We start from the raw sequence: 22,304 nt of genomic DNA, 5'->3' as shown, positions 1-22,304 counted from the left end.
CCGGTGAATGAGACGCCCTTCGCGTTGGCGGTGGCCGCCGGGATGCTCGCGGTGGTCAACCCGTGCGGATTCGCGTTGCTGCCGGCGTACCTGTCGTTCCTGGTCGTCGGTGACGGCAGCGCCGGACGGGGGGCTGCCGTGCTTCGTGCGCTGGTTACGACGGCAGCGATGACCGTGGGGTTCGTCGCCGTGTTCGGTGTGTTCGGGTTGCTGGTGGCCCCGGCCGGCGGTGCCATACAGCGTCACCTGCCATGGGTGACCGTCGTCATGGGCGTCCTGCTGCTCGGCCTCGGCGGTTGGCTCCTGGCCGGCCGGACGCTGCCCGGCCTGGGCGTGGCGGCCGGTCGGGGGCCGGCGGTGAGCCGGTCACTGCCGTCGATGGCCGCCTTCGGCGCGGCGTACGCGGTAGCGTCACTGTCCTGCACCGTCGGACCGTTCCTGGCCATCGTGGTGACCAGTTTCCGGGCCGGTTCCGTCGCCGCCGGTGCCGGGCTGCTCGTGGCGTATGCGGCGGGCATGGGGTTGACCGTGGCGGTCGCGGCGGTGGCCGTCGCGCTGGCTCGGGACGGCCTGATCCGCCGGGCCCGGCGAGCGGCCCCGCTGCTGTCGCGGGCCGGTGGCCTCCTGCTGGTGGTCGCCGGCGGCTATGTGGCCTGGTACGGGTGGTACGAGACCCGGGTGTTGCGCGGCGCGGCGTCCGGCGACGTCGTCGTGGACGGCGCGGCCGTGGTGCAGCGCTGGCTGGCCGAGGTGCTGTCCCAGACCGGCGCGGTCACCCTCTCGGCTGCGCTGGTCGCGCTGCTCGCCGTGGCCGGCGTGCTCTGGTGGGGACGACGTCCGGACGGTCGGTTCCCGACACGCTCTGGCACCCGACCGGCGGCTGCCGATGACCGGACCGAGGTCCCGGTCCGCGGGTCAGGACCGTAGGGCCCGGTAGGTCGTGGCGGTGACCGCGCCGTAGGCGAGGTGGGGTATCAGGTCGGTCACCCAGTCGGCGGTGCTCCAGGTGCGCGGGTCGGTGACCTTGAGCAGGGTCATCGGCGTGGCTGCGGCGATCATCGCGGTGGCGGTGAGCGCGGCGGTGGCGGTGGCCCAGCGGGGGCGGGCAGGGTCGGCGAGGGCGTACAGGGCGGCGGCGCCGATGCCGGCGGCGTATCCGAGTAGGGGGCCGATTCCGGCGTGCCGGTTGGCGGCGGTCTGCTCGTCGCCGAGGTCGACGTGCAGGGTGCTGGTGAGGCGGTCGGCGGTCTGTTCGGGTGTCTGGCTCGCGGGTCTGGCGCGCAGCGTCATGTCCAGGTAGGTGACGATGTTGAGGGCGCTGGAGCCGGCAGCGCCGGCGAGCGCTGCGCTGAGAAGACGTCGCATGGCGACGGCCTACCCCGAGCCGGCCTGGTGAAACGCCTGCGATCAGGCCTGGCCGTTGTCGGCGGGGGAACTGACCTGGCCGAGCGAACTCCCGGCCACCGGACAGCCGTCATTGGTCAACTTCTGGCGGCGCTCTTCCCGTTCTCAGGAAGGCGCCACTTCCGCGTGCAGCCAGCCGATGAGTTCGGGATCGGCCAGTTCGGCGAGGCGCCTGTCATACCGGTCCAGGTCTTGTTCGGTAAGCCACGTTCGCCAGCCGCCGGATGGTCCGCTGCGGAAGAACCGCCCGGCGTCGTCGAGGATGTCGGCGTCCGGCGCGAGTAAGGCGGAGCGCTGCCGCATCCGTTCGAAAGTGGCCGCGTTGACCAATATCGGCCACATGGTTTCCGCGACATCGATGCCGAGCAGGCCGGCCAGCCATCTCATCTGCCCGGGAAGGTCGCGGCGCAGGTCGTGGTAGTGCACCAGCGCCACGTTGGGCTGGTGACGGCGTGACCAGGCGTCCGCCAGATGCCAGACCATTCCCTTCAGCGTGACCAGGTTGTGCTGCGGCGCGTCGTCGTTGTTCAGCCAGGACAGCAGGCTTTGCGGGAAGCTGGGCGGGATCGATTGGCGCCGGGCACTCGGGGCCCCGAAAATGGAGGGTTTGAGGTTGTTGCGGTGGTGGTACAGCGACACGGCCACATCCCGGGGGTCGCGACCCACCACGACATAGGTGACCCGGTGGTCGAACGGTATGCCGTCGAGTGGCGTGTGCGTCTTGATGAACCGTCGATGGCGTTGGGCCTCAAGGTGATCGCACACCGCACCGGGCGGCCGTAGCCGCGTGTCCAACCACGGTGACAGCGCGGCCAGCGGTGCCGGCAGATCGGCCGACTGGAAGATGAGCAGGGCGCAGATCATCTGTACCCAGGTGGTGCCGGTCTTGGCCGGCGTGCTGATGACGATGTCGCCGTCGCGGAAACGCAGGTTCTGCCAGCGGCTGTTGTCTTCCAGTGAGGTCCGGTAGCGGACGATCATGCGGGCTCCTCCAGTTCAATGCCATTCCGGGCGTCGATGGGCATGTACGGCCGATTGTCAATACGGCCGAACCGACGTGATGCGAGCGAGCCGGGCAGCCGCGAGTCTGACCCGGTGAGAGAGGAACCACGCCGATGAACCTGCCTCCGCGAGAAACCCGGGCTCACCTGGACACCACGGTGGCGCGCTTCCGTCGCGCCATGCAGGACGCCGACTTCGATGCGCTCGACGGGCTGTTCGCCGAGGACGTGCGGTTCAACAGCCCCCGAGCGGCCAAGCCGGTTCAGGGGGTACGGGCGATCAGCATGGTGCTGTGGTCCGCGATGTCCAACTTCAAGTTGCTGCGCTATGTCGGGCATGTTGGCCCGAGCGCGGGCGGCGCCGATCGCCGTGCGGCCGAGACGCATGTCCTGCTGTTCGACGCTGTGGGCGTTCGCGGAGCGAAGCTGAACGGCGTCGACATCATCGAGCTCGACCGTGCGGGCCGGATCTGCGCGTTGACGGTGATGTTGCGGCCGCTGGATTCGATCGCCGCGGTGCGGCGGCTCGGTGCCGGTCGCTGACCGGCTACCTGGCCACCATCGGCTCACCCCAGCGCAGGGACAGGCCAGCATAGACGTAGCGGCTGGCCTCGATGGCTAGCAGCAGTACGGTATCCCCAGGACGGATCCGTCCCTGTGCCACACCCGCGTCGAGGGCCAGCAGGACCGCCGGTGATCCGGTCGCGGCCACATCGGCGAGGTTCTCGACCACCCTGCGCTGGACCAGCTCGTGATCCTGCCGAGACATCCCGGCGGCGGCCAACTCGCTGCTAAAGTATTCGGCGTTGCCCTCGGGCAGCACGAACGCGTCGATGTCCGATAACTGCCAGCCTGTACGGTCAAGCATGTCCCGCAGCGCGGTCACGAACACCTGCGGGCCCAGCCCGGCCACGCCTGAGGCGTCAAGCTGGATGTCCATCAGCCGCTTGCGCGCCAACTGCCGGGAGTACGGCAGGTCGGTGCCACCGCCGACGACCCGCATCCCCGGCTTGCGTCCGCCGCCCAGGCAGGCGGTGCCGAAGACGCAGGCACCCAGGCCCGGGGCCCGCTCCGGGCCGGTGCCGCGGGCCGGGTCGGCTCGTAACACGACGGCGGCGGCACCGTCACCGAAGTTGTACAGGCTCATCCGGTCTCGCATCCGCACGCCCAACGGGTCCAGCCCCTGATACATGGGCACGAGCAGCGGCGAGATCGCCTCGGCTCCGATCACCAACGCGGTCCGGAAGGTCCCGTCGGCCAACTGCCGACGGGCGATGTCGAGGGCCTGCACCGCACCGACGCAGCCGGCCCGCAGCTCGATCGTGGCACAGCGCTGCAGGCCGAGATGCTCCTGGACGTAGCTGGCCGCAGTCGGCAGATGATATTCTGGGCTGGCCGTCGACAACACGATCAGATCGACGTCCTGCGGTGCCAGACCAGCCTTGGCAAGCGCGACTCGTGCGGCAGCTTCAGCCATCCGGCTGTTGCTGATGATGTGCTCGCCGGTGGCGGGATCCACGAGCCAGTGCCGCCGCGCTACGCCGAGTCCGGCGAGCACGTCGGCTGGCAGCGGGCCGCACAGTTTCTCCAACTGCTCGTTGTCAATGGGCTCACCCGGCAGATAGCTTCCGGTGGCCAGGATCCTGGCGCTCACTTCTCGGTCCTCTTCAAAATCAGGGAAACGTGTGTGCCGCCGAGCGAGGAGCTGTTGATCAGCACGAAGCGGCCCTGGTCGGCTTGCAGGGCGAGCGCGACGGCTTCCAGCGCACGGACGCCAATCGGTTGAGCCCGTCGCCGGCTGGGCCGGTGGATCGGCACGCCGGCAGCGCCGATCACCCGCCGGATCGCCCGGTCCTCGGGACGGTCGACCGCGGCCACTCCGATGGTGTTGGTCCACACCCCGCACAGATCGCGAGCCGGTATTGCAGCCTGGGCCAGGGCGAAGCGCATGGCCCGCTCGATCCCGGCTCCGTCGCGATCCCACCGTCCGATGCCGATGGCGTCCGAGGTGATCGCGCGTCCGGCGACGGTGGCCAGGATGCGGGCCCCGCGTGCCAGCGCGACCGAGCGGCGTTCCAGCACCAGCGCCACACCGCCTTCAGCCGGCCGCAGCCGCTTGAGCAGCGGCAGATGTGCGTACACCCGTCTGGTCAGCTCGGATGGCGTGTCGACGCCGACGCACAGCAGGGCGTCGGCTCGCCCGGCTCGCAGCAGGTCGTGGGCCACGCACAGGGCGGCCGTGCCGGCGGCGTGGGACGCGGCGATGGTGGAGGTCGGTCCGCGGGTACCCAGATGCATCGCCACCTGACCGGCGGCGGCGTTGTGCACCGTGTTGGGGAAGAGGCCCGGATTCGCGGCGCCCGGCCCCTCGGCCAGTACCGGAATGGCGAACCTTTCGATGCTCTCGACCGGCCCGAGGCCGGAGCCGAGGACCACGCCGATCCGGTCGCCGCTGTCGGCGTCGACCCGCAGGCCGGCGTCGGCCAGGGCCTGGCTGCCGGCGGCGATGGCGAGGAGACTGAGCCGGTCCAGGCGGCGACGCTGGCGGGCCGGCAGGACGCCGTCCAGGTCGAGGTCCACGTGCAGATCGTCGCCGCGATCGAGCACGCCGATGCCGGTGACGACGACGTCCTCGGGCGCGGCACGTTCGGCCGGGTCGGCCTCGGGAAAGTAGGCGCCGAAGGCGACGGTGGCATTGGCGCCGGCGAAGGCGAAGTTGTTGGACAACGCTACCTCGATGGGCATCTGGCGGGCGGCGCCGGGCACCGGGTCAAGCCCGCAACCGGGATCGGGGTCGGCGAAGTTGGCCGTCGGTGGCGCGGTCTGATGCTGCACGGCGAGCACGGTGGCGATTGCCTCTACCGCTCCGGCCGCGCCGAGCAGGTGACCGACCATCGACTTGGTGCTGCTCAACGGCGTTTTCTCGGCATGGGTGCCGAGGGCGGCGCGTACCGCGTTGCTTTCGGCGGCATCGTTCTTGAGGGTGCCGGTGCCGTGACCGTTGATGTAGTCCACGGCCCCGGCGGCGACACCGGCGTCGGCCAGCGCGGCGGTGATGGCTCGGGCTGCGCCCTCGCCCTGCGGGTGGGGGGCGGTGGGATGGTAGCCGTCCGCGGACAGCCCGTAGCCGAGCACTTCAGCCAGGATGGAAGCGCCGGCAGCCTGAGCGACGGCCAGCTTGGCGAGCACCAGCATGCCGGCGCCCTCGCCCAGGCTCAGGCCCTGGCGTTGCTTGGAGTATGGGGCGGCCGGCTTGGGGGACAGCGATTCGAGGCTGTTGAATCCGGCGAACACTGTCCTGGTGAACGCGTCGGTGCCGCCGACCAGCATCGCGTCCGCCTGATCGGACCTGATCATGTCCAGGGCGTGGCCGATGGCGTGCGCGGCGGAGGCGCAGGCGGTGTTCACCGACAAGACCGGTCCCTGGAGCCCGAACTCGGCGGCCAGGGCTTCGGCGAGGATCTGTGGCTGAATCGCCAGGTAGTGGCGCCAGTCGGGTTGACGCCCGGCCTGTTCGGCCTGCCAGGCGTGCTCGGCGCTGCGCAAGCCGGCGTTGCAGGTGCCCAGTACGACACCCCATCGGTGTGGTGCGACAGTGATGCCGGTGTCCGCCATCGCCTCGTGCGCGGCGGCGAGCGCGTAGTCGAGGGCGGTGTCGCGGCCGGCCCGCCGCGGCCAGTCGACTTCGCCGCCTAGCGCGGTGCGGTGGCCGGTCAGGTCGAGGCTCGACACCGGTCGGATAGCGACGTGGCCCTGCAGCAGCCCATGCCACAGGTGGGGCACGCCCGCACCGTGGGCGGTGACCGCACCCATGCTGGTGACCACTGTTCGTTGCATCTGCGGCTGCCTTTCAGTGCGCGGTGGTGAGGGCGAGCGCAGTGGCCTGGCCTTCGAAGCCGCGGGCCAGCGCGAGAGCATGATGTAGCCGGGCCGACATCGGCTCGCGCCGGATGTGGTCGAGGTCGCATCCGGGGTCGGGATCGTCGAGGTTCAGCGTCGCCGGTGCCGCCCCGTGTCGAAGTGCCAGCGCGGCGACGGCGACGTTGAGTGCGCCGGCGCCGCCGACAAGGTGGCCGGTCTGCGGCTTCACGGTGCTGACCGGCACCTGGGCCGGGCCCAGGATGTGCCGGATGGCGCGTGCCTCGCTGATGTCGCCGGCCCAGGTGGCGCTGCCGTGTGCGGCGACATAGGACAGGGCGCCGGGTTCGAGTCGGCTGTCGTCGAGCGCCCGGCGCATCGCGGCAGCCACGCCGCGTCCCTGTGGATCGGGGCTGGGTGCGGGCCGGCAGTCGTTGCCCTCCCCGAAGCCGATCAGCTCGGCGTAGCAGGGCACGCCCCGGGCCAGTGCGGTGTTCCGTTCTTCCAGCACCAGGATGGCGGCGCCCTCGCCGAGCACCGAGCCACTTCGCTGGCTGTCGAACGGCCGGAATGCGGCGGACCCGGCGTCGTTGTCGGTGCAGAGCACCCCGAGACCGTCCATCTTCGACATCGACCACCAGCCGCTGGCATCGTCGTAGCCGCCGGCGATGGCGCGGTCGGCCTCGCCACGCCGGATGGCGCGCATCGCCCGCCCGATGGCGCGGGCGCCGCTGTCGGCGGTACCGGCGAAAAAGCAGTTGGGGCCGCGGATGCCGAACTTCTCCGAGACATGGAACACCGCGGCCGGCTGCAGCCCCTCGACGAAGAACAGGGGCGGCAGCACCGAGGAGGCGGTGCGGCCCAGCTTGAGCAGGTCGGCGGTGCCGCCCTCGGCGCGAATGGCCGACAGGTTGGCGATCAGGTCGTCGAGGCGGGAGATCTCCTTGCCGCCGCCGAGGAACAGCCCGGTGCGGTGGCCGAGTTCGGTGCCGGTGTCGAGTCCTGCGTCGGCGACGGCCAGCGTCGCCCCGGCCAGCCCGAGCTGGTCGCCACGGTTGAGCATGCGCAGCGCCTTGCGGGAGGCGAACCGCAGCGGGTCGAACCCGGCGAGTTCCGCGCCGAGCTGGCTGTGCAGCGGCGACGGGTCGTAGCCGGTCAACCGGGCGATGGCACTGCGTCCGGCCAGCAGGGCGTCCCAGTTGGCTGCGGCGCCCTCGCCAAGGCCGGTGAGCAGCCCGATCCCCGTGATCACCACCCGCCTGCTCATACCCGCTCCAGAACCAGCCGGCGGGCGGTCGCTACCGTGCTGTCCGCGATCTGGGCCTTGGCTCTCAACTCGATCACCTCATCGGTGTCCGCGGTGACCTCGGCGGTGATCACCACCTGGTCGCCCGGTTGAACGAAACGCCTGAACTGGATGCGGTGCGCCGCACGCAACCGCCAGCCGTCGCCGACAACGCGCGACGACAGCCGAGCCATGGCTTGCAGCAGCAGCACTCCGGGCAGTACCGGAAATCGGGGAAAGTGGCTGTCGAACAGCGACAGCGTCGCCGGGATGTTCATGATGGCCACCCCGCGTCTGCCCGGCTGGATCTCCAGCACCCGGTCCAGCGGTGTCATCGCTGCGCTCCCACGACGAGAACCGTGTTGCTGCCACCGAACGCAAAAGCGTTGACCATGGCCGTGCGGATCCGAGCGGGGCGGGCGCGGTGGGGCACGTAGTCCAGGTCGAGCCCGTGGCCGGGGCGGTCCAGATTGATCGTCGGCGCGACGATGCCGTGCCGGATTCCGCCGATCGCGGCAAGCAGGTTCAGCCCGGCCGCGGCGGCGGTCAGGTGCCCGGACATCGACTTCGGTGAGCTGATCAAGAGCCGGTACGCGTGGTTGCCGAACACCTTCTTGATCGCCCTGGTCTCGGACACGTCGTTGCCGGGCGTGCTGGTGCCGTGCGCGGCGACATAGTCGACGGCATCAGCGTGGAGGTCGGCGTCGGCCAGGGCCGCCTGCATGGCCTCGATCGCGCCCGAGCCGTCCGGTGGCGAGTCGGTGATGCGCCAGGCGTTGAGGGTGGAGCCGTAGCCGAGCAACTCCGCGAGGATTTCCGCGCCACGGGCTCGGGCGTGCGCCAACTCCTCCAGCATGAACACGACCGCGCCCTCGCCGAGCACGAATCCGGATCGGCGGGCGTCGAAGGGCCGGGACGCACGCTGCGGCTCGTCTTCGCCTCCGCTGGCCAGCGCCCCGAGCAAGCTGAACCCCAGCACGTCGAGCCAACTGGTCAGCGAGTCGTAGCCGCCGGCCAGCATCAGGTCGGCGTCACCATCCTGGATTACCCGCATCGCCTCGCCGATGGCGTGGCCCGAGCCGGAGCAGGCGGTGCTGGTCCCGATCAGCGGCCCGCTCGCGTTCAGCATCCGGGTCATCGCGGCGCAGGGCAAATTCTGGTTACCGGCCAGGGTGCGCGACGGCGGCTGCCGCTCGATCTTCCCGCTGTGCCCTATGTCGACCAGCATCTGCAGATCGGGTCGACCCATGCTGGCCCCCATGGCCACGCCGCGGCGATCGCTGACCGACTCGGGGCGCACGCCCGAGGCACGGATCGCCTCGGCGGCGGCGACGACGCCGAACTGGCCCGCCCTGGACAGGTGCCGCCAGTTCAGGCCCTCGGGAAGGCGCTTCGGTGGCGGGAAGTCATGTACCTGTCCACCGATCCGTACCGGAAAGCCGGAGGTGTCGAACGTGGTCAGCGGCCCTATGCCGCTGCGGCCTTCGGCGAGAGCACGCCACGTCGCCTCGGCATCGTTACCCAACGGCGTGACCGCCCCGATGCCGGTGACTACCACACGCCTCATCCCCGCACCTCCGTACGTAGCAGGCAGCGAGCCATCCGCTCGACGTCATGCCTGGCTTGCAACGTTTCCGCCTCGCGCAGGGCGCACATGATCCCGGAGGCTTCCAGGACGGTCCGGCCCTCCACCTCCACCCGACCGTCAACGACGATGGCGTCGGCGATGCTGGATGCGACGGTTGCGGTCACGGTGAGCACGTCGCCGGGCTCGACGCAGCCGTGGACGGTCATCTCGCCGACCGCCAGCAGCAGAGCGCGGCGCTCGAACCCGCTGCTCAGCATGATCAGCCAGGTGGCTGCCTGGCAGACAACCTCCAGCACGAGCTCGGGCGGCATCACGATCCAGCCGGCCGAGTCGGCGTACCAGAACTCCTCCGCGGCCGCGGTCACCTTCCGCGCGGTGATCCCGCAGCCCGGCTGCCAGGCCTCGATCCGGTCGATCAGCTGGAAACGCATGGTGTCATCCGCCGATCCGGCCGATGCCGAGCTGGGCGCCGAAGCCACCATCGGCCGGGACCAGCGAACCGGTCATGTACGGCGACTGCGCCACGTAGGAGATGACCTGTGCGATCTGCTCCACGTCGCCGAAGCCGCGCAGCGGGATCTGGCGCGCGAGCGCCCTGCCCTTCTCGCCGTCGAGGCGTGGACCGACCAGCTCGGTACGGGTGAAGCCAGGCAGCACCGCGTTGACCCTGACCTTGAACCGGGCCAGCTCAACCGCACTGGCCAGGGTGAACGCGTTTATCGCGCCTTTCGATGCCGCGTACGCCGATTCGCCGGTCCAGCCGCGCTGTGCCATCATCGACGACACGTTCACGATGGAGCCGTCCCGCTGTGACATGAGATGGCTCATCGCCGCCTGGGTCATGTTGACGACCCCGCCGAGGTTGACTCGCATCACCTGCCACAGCTCGTCGACGTCGAGATCGAAGATGAGGCTGTCCCGGGAGGTCCCGGCATTGTTGATCAGGTAGTGGAGCCCGCCCAGTTCCCGTCTGGTCTGCTCGACCAGGGCGGCTGCCTGGTCCGGATCGGATACGTCCGCCTGGATGGCGACCGCGGCACCGCCGAGGTCTTCGATCTGCTTGACGGCCTCTGCGGCTTCGTCATTACGGGATCGGTAGTTCACGGCGACGCTGGCGCCCTGCGCCGCGAACCGCACAGCGGTGGCGCGACCGATGCCGCGCGACGCGCCGGTCACCAGAGCCACCTGGCCTTTGAGCGTCACGGCGCCACCGCCCCGTCGCATACCAGCACCGCGAACGCGATGGCCAGGTGTGCGGTGTGCGACAGCGAAATCTCCATCGACCGGACCCCTGCCGTGCCCGCCACCGACCGTGCCGCACCGGCCAGGCGCAGCCTGGGTCGACCGCTGGCCGCGTTGACCACCTCGACATCACGCCAGCCCACCCCGCCGGCCAGGCCAGTGCCGAGCGCCTTGAACACCGCTTCTTTGGCGGCGAACCGGGCCGCCAGATGCTCGTGGCGTCGACGCCGGCCGCTGCAGTAGGACAACTCGCGCTCGGTGAATACCTCGCCGGCAAGATCCGGCTGTGCGGTCAGCATCGACGCCAACCGGTCGATGGCCACCAGATCGGTGCCGACCAGCACGCGCGGAACCGGGCTCGCGCCGTCAGCGGGCATCTGCTGCCATCGCCGCACGCTGGGCCACCAGGTACGCCAGGTTCTCCACCGTGAACAGGTTCATGATGTCGTCGGCGACCAGACGTCCGGCGAGCTCCGCCTTGTCGATCTGCGGCAGCACCCGTTGCAACTGGTCCAGGCCGGCTGCGGTCACGATCCCGCCAGGTCCTTCGAACTCATCGTCGCTGAGGTCACCCTGCAGCAGGTCGGCGATCTCGGTCGCCGAGATCTTCACACCCACCACCCGCTCGACTCGAAACAGGACATCCAACAGGTCAATCGACTCCGCGCCCAGATCGCCGAGGATCGTGGCCGACGGCTCGATATCGCTCTCTTCGAGTCCCACCGCCTCGGCCAGTGCGGGGCGCAGGACCGCGACGTAATCGGTGATCCCACCGTCAGCCATAGCAAACCTCCTCGATTCGGATCGGCGCTGTGCGCCTGCACCGACACGCTAGAAATTCGCTGCGGCCGGCAGTAGACGGCCGATTACCGTCGTTGACATTCGTCTGACGGCGAGGTATCAGGTGCGCGTTGTGTAATGCCGCCCACATACGGCTCCGGTCGTCGGTCGTACTTTCCTCGGTAGACAGCGGTCTTCGGCGCCGCAGAACGTGCTTCAAGGAGTCATCGCAGATGTCCACATTGCTTGCTCGTCCGATGCGGCCGGCAGCCGACGTCACGGCCAGCATCGATGCCATGCCGCGCATATTCCGGCTGGTCATGCTGATAGTCGGAGTACACCGGGCGATCAGCCTGGCCACGGTGCTTGCCGAGGGCTCCGCTCGGCCCGGCACATCCATGTCCATCGCGGTGGCCCTTACTACGGCTTGGGGATGCATCCTGCTATGGGACGCCTGGCGGCATGCCGCCTTCCGGCAACCCCTCGCCGTGCTCGATGTCGGCCTCGCCGCAGGCATCGGCCTGCTGGCGCTCGCCGGCGGCTGGGAGGACCTGGCGTTCAGCTATGGCAGCCTGCACTGCGCGGCGATCGTCGCCGGATGGGCACTGTCGACCCGCGCTGTCATGGTTGCGCTCGCCAGCTTGGTCACCATCCCGCTACTGCTCGCCCTTCACCCTGCCGACGCCGTTGACATCACGGTGCCTCAGGTCGCGGCGCACACGGCAACCCTCGTCGTCATCGCTCTGGTGGCCGGTGCGACTCGCCGGACGCTGTTGGCCACCGACGACACCATCGGCCGCTGCGAAGACGCTGGCGAGACCCAGTGGGATGCCCCGGAGAGTCGGCGCGTAGTGCACGACACGGCACTGGCCACGCTGACCGCGATCGCTAGCGGCCGGCTCGATGCCAACTCCGACCAGGTCCGAGCCTTGGCCGCCCGCGACGCCACCTATCTGCGGACCATCATGCAAGGGGGCACCGTGGCGTCCGACAGCCTGCCAGCCGCGCTGGCGTCGGTGGCAGCGGACGCCACGGGCATCGGCCTACGGCTGCACCCGCTGCTCGCACCGCTGTCGTCTTCTATAGATCGACGAGCGGTCACCGCGATCGCGATGGCCTGCCGAGAGGCCCTCAACAACACACACCGCCACGCTCGCACCGGCGAGGCCTGGTTGACCGCGGGCATGGAGGACGGTGCGGTCGTGGTCCGCATCGTCGATCGTGGCGTGGGTTTCGAACCCGTCGATGAGACAACTCCTGGAACTGGAATACGAACCTCGATCATAGCTAGAATGCGAGAAGTGGGGGGAACGGCCTCGGTGCATTCCGTCCCCGGCGATGGGACCTGCGTGGAGCTGAAGTGGCCGCAGTGATCACGATCGCAGCCGTGGACGACGATCGTATGTTGATTTCCGGCCTGACCGCGTGGGTTGACAGTGCACCTGATCTTCGTCTGGTGGCTACCGTCGAATCAGTGGATCAGTTGATGCAACGCGACATGGGCACCATCGACGTCGTCGTTCTCGATCTTATGCTGGCCGACAATTCCGATCCGGCCACCAACGTGCGCCGGATCATCCGGGCCGGCCCCAAGGTGCTCGTGGCCACTGTCATGGCCGATCCGGCGCACATGCTGGCCACCCACGCCGCAGGTGCCGCCGGGTATCTGACCAAAAATCATGACTTGGCCGAACTGGCCGCGATGATCCGCGACATCCATCGCGGCCAACAGATGTTTCCCAGCGAACTGGCCTTCGCCATAGCCCACGACAGCCGGCCCAACAAGCCGAGACTGTCCGACCAGGAACTGCGGTTGCTGGTTGCGTACGCATCCGGCATGACGTTGGACTCTGCGGCACGGCGCACCAGCATTCGGCCTGCTACGGCCAAGCACTACCTGGAACGGGTGAAGGAAAAGTACCGGTCCGTAGGCCGACCGACCTACACCAAACTCGACCTCGCCAACCGAGTGCGTGAAGATGGCCTGGTCGCCGGTGACCCCCCTCCACCATGAGGCTGCGGCCAGTGCTGCGTCCTGCGTCTGGTGAAGCGGTACCGTGAGCAGGCGTTCGCCGTCGTCGTGGAAGAAGGCACGACACTGGCGTTGTCGTTCACGCTTCGGGCCACAGGCCGGTGGACCTACGGCGTCACGACGCTGAGATGGGCCGGGGGTAGCCAGAGCAGTGGCTCGTCGCCGAGCCGCAGCGGGGTCGCCGGCCCGACTCTGATCTGCAGGGTGAGCCCCGAGCTGGTGGCCCGCACGTCGAGGTGGGTGCCACGGTCGGTGACGGCGGTAACGGTCGCCGGGACGACGTTGTCGCCCCGCTGGTCGTCGGCGACCACGATCGCCTCCGGTCGGATGAGCAGCAGGCCGGGTCCCCGGTGGTCGGTGTCCAGGTGCAGGCTGCCGAGGGGGCAGTCGAAGCGGCCCGGGCGGGCGGAGCCGGCGACGACGTTGACCGCGCCGCCCAGGAAGCGGGCGACGGCGAGAGTGGCGGATCGGCGGAACAGGTCGGCGGGTGGGGCGTGCTGGGCGACGTGGCCGTCGAGCAGGACGGCGACCTGGTCGGCGACGTCGACGGCGTCGTCGCGGTCGTGGGTGACGAACAGCGTGGTGGTGCCCTCCCGCTGGTGCAGGTCGGCGAGGAGGGTGCGCATGCTGGCCCGCAGTTGCGGGTCGAGGGCGCTGAACGGCTCGTCGAGCAGGAGCACGGCCGGCCGGGCGGCCAACGCCCGGGCGAGGGCGACCCGCTGCTGCTGGCCGCCGGAGAGCGCGGTGCTGCGTCGTCCGGCGTAGTCGACGAGCGCGACGGCGTCGAGCAGCTCTCCGACCCGTCGCCGGGTGGCGGTGCGGTCGGTGCCGCGCATCCGCAGCCCGAAGGCGACGTTCTCGCTGACGGTGAGGTGTGGGAACAGCAGCGGACGTTGAAAGACCACGCCGAGGTCGCGGCGGTGCGCCGGCTGGCGCAGAACGCTGCGACCGGCGAACCGTACGTCGCCGCCGGTGGGCGCGGTCAGCCCGGCGACGATCGACAACAGGGTCGACTTGCCGCTGCCGGAAGGGCCCAGGATCGCGGTACGGGTGCCGGCCGGCACCTCCAGGCTGACCCGGCGCAGGGTCGGTGCGGCGGCACCGGGGTAGGTGTGGTCGAGGGCGTCGATGGTGACGTCGGTGGTCATCGTCCGACTCCGAGCCGGGCGGTGTCGCGGCCGGCGAGTTGGCGGGCCGCGAGGGCGGTGAGCAGCAGGGGCGGGGCGATGGCGACCAGGGCGATGGCGGCGGTGGCGGCCTGGTTGCCGCTGCCGGCGGCGGTGGCGAACAGCAGCAGCGGCACGGTGGTGACGACACCGCCGCCGATGAGCAGGGTCATCAGGTAGTCGCTCCAGGAGACAAGGAAGGCGAACATCGCGGCGACGGTCAGGCCGCCGCGCAGCTGAGGCAGGCTCACCGCGCGCATTGCCCGCCAGGGCCCGGCTCCGAGGGTGCGGGCCTGCCGTTCCAGGTCGGGGTCGACTCCGGCCCAGACCCCGGACAGCAGCAGGGTGGCGTACGCGGTGGCGGCGGGTAGCTGGGCCAGCACCACCCCGGCGACCGAGTCGGCGAGGCCGGCGCGCAGGTACACGGTCTGGGCGCCCATCGCGACGGCGAACGGCGGCACCAGCACCGGGGCGAGCAGGACCAGTTCGATCAGCCGCCGGCCGGGCAGCCGGTGCCAGGCCAGCGCCCGCCCGGCGGCGGCGCCCAGCACGGTGGCGAGTACGGCGACAGCGGCCCCGATGCCGATAGAGGTGGCGACGGCCTCGGGCAGGCGCGACTGCGGGCCCAGCGCCTGCCGCCAGCCCGCCAACGACCATCGGCCCGGCCACAGATCCGGGTAGAACCACTGGTCGGTGAAGGCCTGCACGGCCAGCGGCAGCAGCGGTCCGGCGACCCAGAGCCCGGCGAGGATCACCACCGCCGGGCGGGCCAGCGTGGTCACCGCTTCGCCCCGGTGACGTCGCCGACGGCCCGCCGGCTGGCCCAGGTGTACGCCCCCGCGGCGGCCACCGCCACCGCCGCGATCAGCAGCGCGACCGCGACCCCTTCGGCGCGGCCGGACAGTTCGGCGGCGGTGAACCGCTGGTAGGCGAGCACCGGCAACGGTTGCGGGTAGGCGCGGCCGAGCAGCGCCGGCACCTCGTACGCGCCGAGGGTGAACGCGAAGATCAGCACCGCCACGGCCAGGATCGACGGGGCGAGCAGCGGCAGGGTCACCCGCCGCAGCACCTGACGAGGGCTGGCGCCGAGGGTGGCGGCGACCTGTTCGTGTTCGCCGACCGGGCCGCCCAGGGCGGCGAGGACCACGATCAGCACGAACGGGGCTTCCTTCCAGACGTACTCGACGATCACGCCGATCGCGTACGGGTCGGCGACCAGGGCGGGCAGCGGGACACCCATCGCGTGAGCGGTCCGGGCGAGCAGCCCGGAGTCGGCCAGCAGCAGCCCGATCGCGACCGCCCCGATCAGGTGCGGCACCGGCAGCCCCAGCTGGGCGAGGAACGTGGCGGTCCGCCGACCGCCGGCGGTGCGGCGCAGGGCAAGGGCGGCGGCGACGCCGATGACGACGGCCAGGACGGTGGCCACGGTGGAGATCCACAGGCTGAGCAGCAGCCCGTCGACGAACGCCGGCCCCTCGGTCACCTGCCGGTACGCGGCCAGGCCGGGTGGGGCGTCGGTGAAACCGGCCAGACCCAGGCTCTGGGCGAGGCCGTAGCCGAGGCCGCCGCCGAAGAGCAGCACGACGGCGGCCAGCGCGGGCAGGACCAGCAGCAGCCCGGTACGACGACGGTGGTGGTTCACCGTTGCAGGACCTCGCGCCGCCAGCCCTCCTCCAGCGGCGGCAGCCAGTCGGCGCGCAGCTCCGGCTGGCTGTTGCGGGACAGCTCGGCGTAGCCGGGCACCTGCGGCGAGGTGGGCAGGGCGGCGAACCGGTCCCGCCACTGCACGTCCAGTTTGTCCAGATCGACGGCCGGGTACTGCCCCCACCCGCCAGGCCTGGCCTTCTCGTACTGCAACTCCGGCGACAGCATCAGGTCGGCCAGTGTCAGGGCGGCCGGGCGGTTGGCGGCGTTGGCGGGCACGGCCAGGTAGTTGGTGTTGCCGATGGTCCCCTCGTCCAGCAGCAGGGTGCGGGTGGTGGCCGGGAACTGGCCCCGCTCGACCAGGCTGGTGACCTGCGCCGGGCCGTAGGTCATGGTGAAGTCGACCTGCCGGTTGGCGTACAGGTCGTTGAGTTCCTTCTCGTTGGCCGGGTACGTCCCACCCTCGCGCCACAGCGCGGGCCGCAGCTCGCGCAGGGTCTGCCACAGCGGAGGGGTGAGCCGGTCGTAGGCGGCCTGGTCGAACCCGTCCGGGACCTGGTCGCGCCCGCCGGACTGGGCGGCCAGGACGTGCCGGACGAAGACCGAGCCGGTGAAGTCCGGCGGCGCGGGATAGGTGAACCGGCCCGGGTTGGCACGGACCCAGTCCAGCAGACTGGTGAGCGTGCTCGGCGGGTCGTCGACCCGGGCCGAGTCGTAGACGAACGCGAACTGGGCCCGGCTCCACGGCACCTCGCAGCCGTCGACCGGGGTGCCGAAGTCGTTGGCGACCGCCGGGTCGGACCAGTCCACGTAGCGCATGTTGGGCAGCACCTCGACCAGGCCGCACTGCCACAGCCCGGCCTGCTTGCCGGTGCGGAAGTTCTCCCCGTTGATCCACACCAGGTCCACCGATCCGCCCGAGGCGCGACCGGCCTGCCGCTCGCCGAGGACCTTGTTGACCGCCAACGCGGTGTCGGTGACCGGCACCCGGTTGATCCCGACGTCCAGCTGCTGGCGGGCGGCCGGGGCGACGACCTCGTCGATGTAGCGGTTGGCGCCGTCGTCGCCGCCGTACATGAACAGGTTGACGGTCTGCCCGCGCGCCTCGCGCTGCACCTGGGCGAAATCGCCCGGCGCGGGATCGGCCCCGCCGGGCTCGCCGCCGCAGGCGGTGGCGAGCAGCCCGGCGGCGGTCAGCGCGACCACGGCACGCCATCGTCGGATCATCGGGTGGGCCTCCAGTCAGGATCGGACAGGGTACGCACGGCGTACACGACACGCTGCCCGGCGGTGACCGCGACCACGGCGGCCCACACCCAGGCGATCGGCCCGGCGACGCCGGGAAACAGGCAGAACAGGCTGTGTACGGCGACCGTTTCGGCGCCCTCGGCCAGCCCGCCGAGGAAGTGCAGCGACCGCTCGTCGCCCCGGTCGCGGCCCAGCCGTTCGGCGATCGACGAGTACGCCAGCAGGGCCGCCCCGTTGACGTAGTAGGCCACCAGCAGCACCAGGAACGGCGTGGCCGAGCCGTCGACGCCGACGGCGACCCCGGCGACGAACGCCCCGTACACGGTGAAGTCGGCGACGATGTCGAGGAACCCGCCCAGCGGCGACGCAGTGTCGCGGCGGCGGGCCAGCGGCCCGTCGAGGCCGTCGGCCAACCGGGACAGCAGCCACCCGGCCAGCGCCCACCACCACAGCCCGGCCGCCGCGGCGACGCTGGCGGCCAGCCCCAACGCCAGCCCGGCGGCGGTGAGCCGACCGGGCGTGATCCACGGCCGGTCGAGGCCGGCGGCGAGGCGGTCCAGCGGCCCGGCCAGCACCGGACGCAGTCGCGCGTCGATCACCGCGCGTCGACCCCGGTTTCGCGGCGGCGGACCCGCGTCTCGCGGCGGCGAACCCGGCGGGCGGCGAGCAGCCCGGTCAGCGACAGCAGACCCAGACCGGTCAGGGCGATGAGAAACTGTGGAGACGTCGGGTCGGTGACCGATCCACCGACCGCCGTGTAGGCGACGATCCCGGGAGTCATGCCGATCGCCGAGCCGAGCGTGTAGTCGCGCAGCCGCACCGCAGTCACCCCCGACCCGTAGTTGAACAGCGCGAACGGCACCAACGGTACGAGCCGCAGGCCGACGACCGCGACGAGTCCCCGGCGGGCGAGGAACCCGTCCAGCCGGTCCAGCCGGCCACCGACGAGCCGCTCCACCGCCGGACGGCCCAACGCCCGGCCCAGCAGGAACGACGCCACCGCGCCGAGCGTCGCCCCGAGCAGCACCACCACCGAGCCGCCGACCACGCCGAACAGCAGCCCGGCCGTCGCGGTCAGCAGCACCCCGGGCACCAGCAGCACGGTGCCGACGGCGTAGCCGACGACGAACAGGACCGGCCCCCAGACCCCGGCGTCGGCGACCCCGGCGCGCAGCGTCTCCACGTTCAGGCCGCCCCCGGTGGCGAGCAGCGTCGCCGCGCCGGTCAGGAAACCCGTCAACAGCGCCAGCCTCGGCCACGGTGAGGCGATGATCCGCGCCAGCCGGGACATCGGCACCGGCCGGGCCTCGCTCGTCACCGGCTCGGTCTCGATCCCCACGGGCTCGGCCTCGGTCGTCACCGGCCGAGTCTCGTCGGGGATCATCGGCGGTCACCCCGGACCGGGTGCAGGGCGCGGCGCAGGCCGCGCAGGCCGCCGATGGCGCGGGAGAGCAGCGGCCCGGCGAGGTCCGCCCGGACCTGGGCCAGGCTGGCGTTCCACGGCCCGTCGGCGTACGTCGGATAGGCGTGCACGGTGCCGGCGACGTCGCGCACCTTCGCGCCCCGGCGAATCGCGGCGGCCAACTCGGCGATCGACTCCCCGGCCCGGGGCGACACCACAGTGGCGCCCAGCAGCCGGTCGGCCGGGCCGATCACCAGCAGGGTGAACCCGTCCGGGCGGCCGTCGGTGATCGCCCGGTCGACGTGCTCGTGCGTCAACCGTCGGTAGTGGACCCGGTCGCCGTGGCGGCGGCGGGCCTGGGCGAGGGTCGCCCCGACGTGTGCCACCTCCGGGTCGGTGAACGTCACCCACGGAATCGCCGCGTAGTCGACACGGCGGCGCAGCCCGAGCAGCGCGTTCGTTGCGGCGTAGCCGCCCTGCACCCCGGCGACATGGGTGAACGGCAGCACCCCGGTCACGTCACCGGCGGCGAAGATCCGCCGGTTACTGGTCCGCAGCAGCCCGTCCACGACGACGTGGCCCCGCTCGTCGCAACGCACCCCGGCGGCGGCCAGTCCCAACCCGCCGGTGCGGGGTCGCCGGCCGGTGGCGACCAGGATCCGGTCGACCACGACCGGATCCGCGCCGGTCAGCTGCACCGTGCCGCCGTCGACGCGTTCGACGTCCGCCCCGGACAGCACGGCCACCCCCTCGGCGCGCAGCCGTTCGGCGATCAGGGCACCGACCTCCGGCTCCTCCTTGGTCAGCAGCCGGTCGGCCCGCTGCACGATGGTGACCCGCACACCGAGCCTCGCGAGGGCCTGGCCCAGCTCGCAGCCGACCGGGCCGCCCCCGAGCACCGCCACCCGTTCCGGCAACGCGTCGAGGTCCCACAGCGTCTCGGTGGTCAGCGGATCAGCCTCGGCCAGACCGGGCAGATCCGGTACGGCCGGGGCGGCACCGGTGGCGAGCACCGCCCAGCGGAACCGCACCGCACGCTCACCGACGGCCCCGGTCACCCGCAGGCTGCCGGGGCCGGTGAACTCCGCCCGGCCGGTCACGACCTGTGCCCCGTCCGCGCTGATCGCCGCTGGCGAGTCGACCGGCTCGATCCGGGCGATGGCCGCCCGCACGTACGCCAGCACCGCGGCGTCGTCCACCTTCGGCGGGCCGGCGTGCACCCCGAACCGGGCAGCGGTACGGACGGTGTGCGCGGCATGCGCGGCGGCGATCAACGACTTACTCGGCACGCACCCGGTCCACAGGCAGTCACCCCCGGTGCGGGCGGACTCGACCAGCAACACCCGCGCGCCGAACCGGCCGGCGGTCTTGGCCGCCACGATGCCGGCCGTACCGCCACCGATGATCGCCAGATCCCACTCGTCCACGCATCGTCCTTCCTCGCCGTCGGCGTCGCCCGTGCGGGCAGTGCCGGTTCATGCTGCCCGATGGGGGCGTGCGGAACTGTGAGCTTGCTTCCAGAACGCCCCAGGGCAGCGCAATCATTCTGCTTCCGAGTCGACGCGCCCTGGTCCGATCCGCCATGGCTGGCAAGCCCGACATACAGCGCGCCTAATGTGGGGTGAGGGAGGCAGGATGGATACCGCGACCGACAAGCAGGAAATTCGTGTCCGCCGCCGCTGGTGGCGGACGCTGCGCCGATGGGAGCGGGTCACCCGGCCAGTCGACCCTGAGTTGGCAGCTGCACTGGCCCGCCGATGGGCTGAGTTGCCCGAGCACGTCCGCACCCAGGCGCAACTACTCGGCCGCAACGCGCTGGGCTGCGAGGGCACCCACGGGGTCTTCCCCCGCTGCAACCTGCTGCTACCACTCTAGACCCGTCTTTCGCACATGCGGTTGAGTGACTTGCGTTGCGGGCGTGCGGCTGGTTCGTTGCTGATCCATGAGTAGATCTGGTGGGCCTCGACGGGTGGCGCGGCGGCCTCGGACGCGGGTCGCCGCGACGGGTCGGGTGGAGAAGCAGCTGGGGTCGCTGCCGGTCATCGCGGACTTCTCCCGCCGGTTGGACATCGCGGGTGTGGTGGACCGGGCCTGCCCGATACGGGAGGTCGCCTCCATCAGCCACGGGCAGGTCATCGAGGCGCTGATCGCGAACCGGCTGACCAGTCCGAAGGCGATGGTCGCCGTGGCCGACTGGGCCCACGCGTGGGCGGTGGAAGAGGTCTACGACATCGATCCCGACCTGCTCAACGACGACCGGCTGGGCCGGGCCCTGGACGCCCTCGCCGATCAGGCCGACCAGGTCGTCGGATCAATCGGCGCGACCGCGATCACGGCATTCGGCATCGACGTCACCCGCTGCCACTGGGACATGACCTCGATCTCGCTGTACGGCGCATACGACCACGTCGACGACGAGTACCCCACCCCTGCCTACGGCCACCCGAAAGACCGGCGCACCGACCTCAAACAGATCCAGGCCGGCCTCGCCGTCACCGCGGACGGCGCCGTCCCCGTCCTCAGCCGGACCTATGACGGCAACGCCGCCGAGATCGCCCAGGTCACCGACACCATGCGCGCTCTGCAAGCCCTGGCCACACCCCGCAACTTCCTGCTGGTCGGCGACTCGAAACTCATCTCCTACCCCAACGTCACCGCGATGACCACCGAGCAGGTCACCTTCATCGCGCCCCTGGCCGCGTCCCGGGTCCCCGACGGGCTGTTCGCCGGCCTCGACCCGTCCCGGGCCACGATCGTGGACTACGTCGCCGAACGCGACGAGGGCAGACCACACACCGAACGGTGCACCTACCGGGTCGACGAAGACACCATGGACCTGACCGGCCCCCGCAAGAAGGACCCGGTACACACCCTACGGCGGATCCTGGTGCACTCCACCGCCAACGCCACCGCCCAGGCCAAGGCCCGCGCGCTCAGACTCGCCCAGGCCCGCACCGAACTGGACACCCTCACCCGTACCGCCGGCACCCGCCACCACCGCACCATCGAGGCCGTCACCACCAAAGCCACCGCGATCGCCCGCCGCCGCCGCATCAGCGCACACCTGCACACCACGATCACCACCGACGACACCGGCAAACCGACGTTCGCCTGGACCTTCGACCAGGCAGCCCTCGACGCCGAAGCCGCCGCCGACGGCTGGTACGCCCTGCTGACCAACCTGCCCGCCGACATCGACGCCACCGACGTGTTCCTGCGCTACAAGGACCAACCCACCGTCGAACGCCGCTACAGCGAGTTCAAAGGCCCCCTCGCCGTCGCACCGATCTTCCTACGCAACAACCGCCGGATCACCGCCCTGATCACCGTGATCTGCCTGGCCCTGCTCATCTTCTGCCTCATCGAACGCGAAGTCCGCCGCAACCTCGCCCCCGACACCGAGATACGTGGCTTCTACATCAACGACCGCCGCCCACGAAAGCCCACCGGACGGCTCATCCTGCAAGCACTCGGCGAACTCCGACTCATCCCCGCGCCCCCGAACGAAGCAGCCACCATCCCCACACCCGGGCCTCTACAAACCCGACTCCTGCGACTACTCCACGTCGACCCCACCCAACCCCGCTGGCCATGACCGACGACCACGGGTGTGTACAACTAACGGCGGATCTGCTGATCAAGGGAGATGCGCCA

General features: G+C 70.9%; 24 protein-coding genes. 6 read left to right on the top strand and 18 right to left on the bottom strand.

Features of this window, described 5'->3' with window-relative positions; translation table 11 throughout:
• The first annotated feature begins 3 nt into the window (after nucleotides 1–3).
• Entirely contained in the window at nucleotides 4–927 is a 924-nt protein-coding gene (locus EDC02_RS33825) for a cytochrome c biogenesis CcdA family protein (RefSeq protein WP_123606244.1), read from the top strand.
• Here EDC02_RS33825 and EDC02_RS33820 read toward each other — a convergent pair.
• Together EDC02_RS33820 and EDC02_RS33815 are read right to left on the bottom strand one after the other, a co-directional pair.
• Nucleotides 916–1,365 (bottom strand): hypothetical protein, encoded by a 450-nt coding sequence (locus EDC02_RS33820; protein ID WP_123606243.1) that lies wholly within the window; start codon nucleotides 1,363–1,365, stop codon nucleotides 916–918. The genes EDC02_RS33825 and EDC02_RS33820 overlap by 12 nt on opposite strands.
• Before the next feature lie 144 nt (nucleotides 1,366–1,509).
• The gene (locus EDC02_RS33815; protein WP_123606242.1) at nucleotides 1,510–2,385 is read right to left on the bottom strand and encodes a sulfotransferase domain-containing protein; all 876 of its coding nucleotides are present in this window, start codon (nucleotides 2,383–2,385) and stop codon (nucleotides 1,510–1,512) included.
• Between the two features lie 134 nt (nucleotides 2,386–2,519).
• On the opposite strand from EDC02_RS33815, the gene EDC02_RS33810 reads away from it, so the two are divergent.
• A complete protein-coding gene (locus tag EDC02_RS33810) occupies nucleotides 2,520–2,948 on the top strand; it encodes a nuclear transport factor 2 family protein (RefSeq protein ID WP_123606241.1) in 429 nt (142 codons plus the stop codon).
• 4 nt (nucleotides 2,949–2,952) lie between these two features.
• Here the strand turns inward: EDC02_RS33810 and EDC02_RS33805 are convergent, their stop codons facing one another.
• The 9 genes from EDC02_RS33805 to EDC02_RS33765 are packed head-to-tail and all read right to left on the bottom strand — an operon-like array spanning nucleotide 2,953 to nucleotide 11,161.
• Complete coding sequence (locus EDC02_RS33805) at nucleotides 2,953–4,059, bottom strand: 3-oxoacyl-ACP synthase III family protein (RefSeq protein WP_123606240.1); 1,107 nt, start codon at nucleotides 4,057–4,059, stop codon at nucleotides 2,953–2,955.
• Nucleotides 4,056–6,242, bottom strand: coding sequence for a beta-ketoacyl-[acyl-carrier-protein] synthase family protein (locus EDC02_RS33800; RefSeq protein ID WP_199758009.1), 2,187 nt, complete (start codon nucleotides 6,240–6,242; stop codon nucleotides 4,056–4,058). The genes EDC02_RS33805 and EDC02_RS33800 overlap by 4 nt, the downstream gene beginning before the upstream one ends.
• Before the next feature lie 13 nt (nucleotides 6,243–6,255).
• Nucleotides 6,256–7,530, bottom strand: a complete 1,275-nt coding sequence (locus tag EDC02_RS33795) for a beta-ketoacyl synthase (protein WP_123606238.1) — start codon at nucleotides 7,528–7,530, stop codon at nucleotides 6,256–6,258.
• Nucleotides 7,527–7,865: a 3-hydroxyacyl-ACP dehydratase FabZ family protein gene (locus EDC02_RS33790; protein WP_199758008.1), complete on the bottom strand. Its 339-nt coding sequence runs from the start codon at nucleotides 7,863–7,865 to the stop codon at nucleotides 7,527–7,529. Before EDC02_RS33790 ends, EDC02_RS33795 begins: the two co-directional genes overlap by 4 nt.
• Nucleotides 7,866–7,879: 14 nt before the next feature.
• Nucleotides 7,880–9,115, bottom strand: a complete 1,236-nt coding sequence (locus EDC02_RS33785; RefSeq protein WP_123606236.1) for a beta-ketoacyl synthase — start codon at nucleotides 9,113–9,115, stop codon at nucleotides 7,880–7,882.
• The gene (locus tag EDC02_RS33780; protein ID WP_158632403.1) at nucleotides 9,112–9,567 is read right to left on the bottom strand and encodes a 3-hydroxylacyl-ACP dehydratase; all 456 of its coding nucleotides are present in this window, start codon (nucleotides 9,565–9,567) and stop codon (nucleotides 9,112–9,114) included. The genes EDC02_RS33785 and EDC02_RS33780 overlap by 4 nt, the downstream gene beginning before the upstream one ends.
• Nucleotides 9,568–9,571: 4 nt before the next feature.
• Nucleotides 9,572–10,312 (bottom strand): SDR family NAD(P)-dependent oxidoreductase, encoded by a 741-nt coding sequence (locus EDC02_RS33775; protein WP_199758007.1) that lies wholly within the window; start codon nucleotides 10,310–10,312, stop codon nucleotides 9,572–9,574.
• 23 nt (nucleotides 10,313–10,335) lie between these two features.
• Nucleotides 10,336–10,773, bottom strand: a complete 438-nt coding sequence (acpS, locus tag EDC02_RS33770; RefSeq protein WP_199758006.1) for a holo-ACP synthase — start codon at nucleotides 10,771–10,773, stop codon at nucleotides 10,336–10,338.
• On the bottom strand, nucleotides 10,745–11,161 hold the full coding sequence (locus EDC02_RS33765) for an acyl carrier protein (protein WP_123606233.1): 417 nt from the start codon (nucleotides 11,159–11,161) through the stop codon (nucleotides 10,745–10,747). Before EDC02_RS33765 ends, acpS begins: the two co-directional genes overlap by 29 nt.
• Before the next feature lie 230 nt (nucleotides 11,162–11,391).
• Here EDC02_RS33765 and EDC02_RS33760 point away from each other — a divergent pair, with 230 nt between their 5' ends.
• A complete protein-coding gene (locus EDC02_RS33760; RefSeq protein ID WP_148083747.1) occupies nucleotides 11,392–12,531 on the top strand; it encodes a sensor histidine kinase in 1,140 nt (379 codons plus the stop codon).
• Nucleotides 12,519–13,172, top strand: a complete 654-nt coding sequence (locus EDC02_RS33755; protein ID WP_233606578.1) for a response regulator — start codon at nucleotides 12,519–12,521, stop codon at nucleotides 13,170–13,172. The genes EDC02_RS33760 and EDC02_RS33755 overlap by 13 nt, the downstream gene beginning before the upstream one ends.
• Nucleotides 13,173–13,297: 125 nt before the next feature.
• Here EDC02_RS33755 and EDC02_RS33750 read toward each other — a convergent pair whose 3' ends face one another.
• The 7 genes from EDC02_RS33750 to EDC02_RS33720 all read right to left on the bottom strand — a co-directional run bounded on the left by EDC02_RS33750 (nucleotide 13,298) and on the right by EDC02_RS33720 (nucleotide 20,077).
• The gene (locus EDC02_RS33750; RefSeq protein ID WP_123606231.1) at nucleotides 13,298–14,338 is read right to left on the bottom strand and encodes an ABC transporter ATP-binding protein; all 1,041 of its coding nucleotides are present in this window, start codon (nucleotides 14,336–14,338) and stop codon (nucleotides 13,298–13,300) included.
• Nucleotides 14,335–15,138 (bottom strand): ABC transporter permease, encoded by an 804-nt coding sequence (locus EDC02_RS33745; RefSeq protein WP_199758005.1) that lies wholly within the window; start codon nucleotides 15,136–15,138, stop codon nucleotides 14,335–14,337. Before EDC02_RS33745 ends, EDC02_RS33750 begins: the two co-directional genes overlap by 4 nt.
• On the bottom strand, nucleotides 15,135–15,998 hold the full coding sequence (locus EDC02_RS33740) for an ABC transporter permease (RefSeq protein ID WP_123606230.1): 864 nt from the start codon (nucleotides 15,996–15,998) through the stop codon (nucleotides 15,135–15,137). The genes EDC02_RS33745 and EDC02_RS33740 overlap by 4 nt, the downstream gene beginning before the upstream one ends.
• Entirely contained in the window at nucleotides 15,995–17,206 is a 1,212-nt protein-coding gene (locus tag EDC02_RS33735) for an ABC transporter substrate-binding protein (RefSeq protein WP_199758107.1), read from the bottom strand. Before EDC02_RS33735 ends, EDC02_RS33740 begins: the two co-directional genes overlap by 4 nt.
• A gap of 17 nt (nucleotides 17,207–17,223) precedes the next feature.
• Nucleotides 17,224–17,847 (bottom strand): CDP-alcohol phosphatidyltransferase family protein, encoded by a 624-nt coding sequence (locus EDC02_RS33730; RefSeq protein WP_123606228.1) that lies wholly within the window; start codon nucleotides 17,845–17,847, stop codon nucleotides 17,224–17,226.
• Nucleotides 17,844–18,539, bottom strand: a complete 696-nt coding sequence (locus EDC02_RS33725; RefSeq protein WP_199758106.1) for a TVP38/TMEM64 family protein — start codon at nucleotides 18,537–18,539, stop codon at nucleotides 17,844–17,846. The genes EDC02_RS33730 and EDC02_RS33725 overlap by 4 nt, the downstream gene beginning before the upstream one ends.
• 89 nt (nucleotides 18,540–18,628) lie before the next feature.
• Entirely contained in the window at nucleotides 18,629–20,077 is a 1,449-nt protein-coding gene (locus EDC02_RS33720; RefSeq protein WP_123606227.1) for an NAD(P)/FAD-dependent oxidoreductase, read from the bottom strand.
• Nucleotides 20,078–20,285: 208 nt separating this feature from the next.
• On the opposite strand from EDC02_RS33720, the gene EDC02_RS33715 reads away from it, so the two are divergent.
• Nucleotides 20,286–20,525 carry a hypothetical protein gene (locus EDC02_RS33715; protein ID WP_199758004.1) on the top strand — a complete coding sequence of 80 codons (240 nt, stop codon included), beginning with the start codon at nucleotides 20,286–20,288 and terminating at the stop codon, nucleotides 20,523–20,525.
• Between the two features lie 136 nt (nucleotides 20,526–20,661).
• A complete protein-coding gene (locus EDC02_RS42590; protein WP_123604387.1) occupies nucleotides 20,662–22,245 on the top strand; it encodes an IS1634 family transposase in 1,584 nt (527 codons plus the stop codon).
• Nucleotides 22,246–22,304 lie beyond the last annotated feature (59 nt).

Source organism: Micromonospora sp. Llam0, from assembly GCF_003751085.1.
GTDB lineage: Bacteria > Actinomycetota > Actinomycetes > Mycobacteriales > Micromonosporaceae > Micromonospora_E.
The sequence above is the reverse complement of the archived record's forward strand: the minus strand, read 5'-3'. Positions and strand labels throughout refer to the sequence as shown.

Excerpts from the sequence above, each read along its gene's own strand:
- EDC02_RS33820 (WP_123606243.1), bottom strand. The coding sequence starts at position 1,365 with ATGCGACGTCTTCTCAGCGCAGCGCTCGCCGGCGCTGCCGGCTCCAGC.
- EDC02_RS33815 (WP_123606242.1), bottom strand. The coding sequence starts at position 2,385 with ATGATCGTCCGCTACCGGACCTCACTGGAAGACAACAGCCGCTGGCAG.
- EDC02_RS33810 (WP_123606241.1), top strand. The coding sequence starts at position 2,520 with ATGAACCTGCCTCCGCGAGAAACCCGGGCTCACCTGGACACCACGGTG.
- EDC02_RS33800 (WP_199758009.1), bottom strand. The coding sequence starts at position 6,242 with ATGCAACGAACAGTGGTCACCAGCATGGGTGCGGTCACCGCCCACGGT.
- EDC02_RS33795 (WP_123606238.1), bottom strand. The coding sequence starts at position 7,530 with ATGAGCAGGCGGGTGGTGATCACGGGGATCGGGCTGCTCACCGGCCTT.
- EDC02_RS33785 (WP_123606236.1), bottom strand. The coding sequence starts at position 9,115 with ATGAGGCGTGTGGTAGTCACCGGCATCGGGGCGGTCACGCCGTTGGGT.
- EDC02_RS33780 (WP_158632403.1), bottom strand. The coding sequence starts at position 9,567 with ATGCGTTTCCAGCTGATCGACCGGATCGAGGCCTGGCAGCCGGGCTGC.
- EDC02_RS33765 (WP_123606233.1), bottom strand. The coding sequence starts at position 11,161 with ATGGCTGACGGTGGGATCACCGATTACGTCGCGGTCCTGCGCCCCGCA.
- EDC02_RS33760 (WP_148083747.1), top strand. The coding sequence starts at position 11,392 with ATGTCCACATTGCTTGCTCGTCCGATGCGGCCGGCAGCCGACGTCACG.
- EDC02_RS33750 (WP_123606231.1), bottom strand. The coding sequence starts at position 14,338 with ATGACCACCGACGTCACCATCGACGCCCTCGACCACACCTACCCCGGT.
- EDC02_RS33725 (WP_199758106.1), bottom strand. The coding sequence starts at position 18,539 with ATGTCCCGGCTGGCGCGGATCATCGCCTCACCGTGGCCGAGGCTGGCG.
- EDC02_RS33715 (WP_199758004.1), top strand. The coding sequence starts at position 20,286 with ATGGATACCGCGACCGACAAGCAGGAAATTCGTGTCCGCCGCCGCTGG.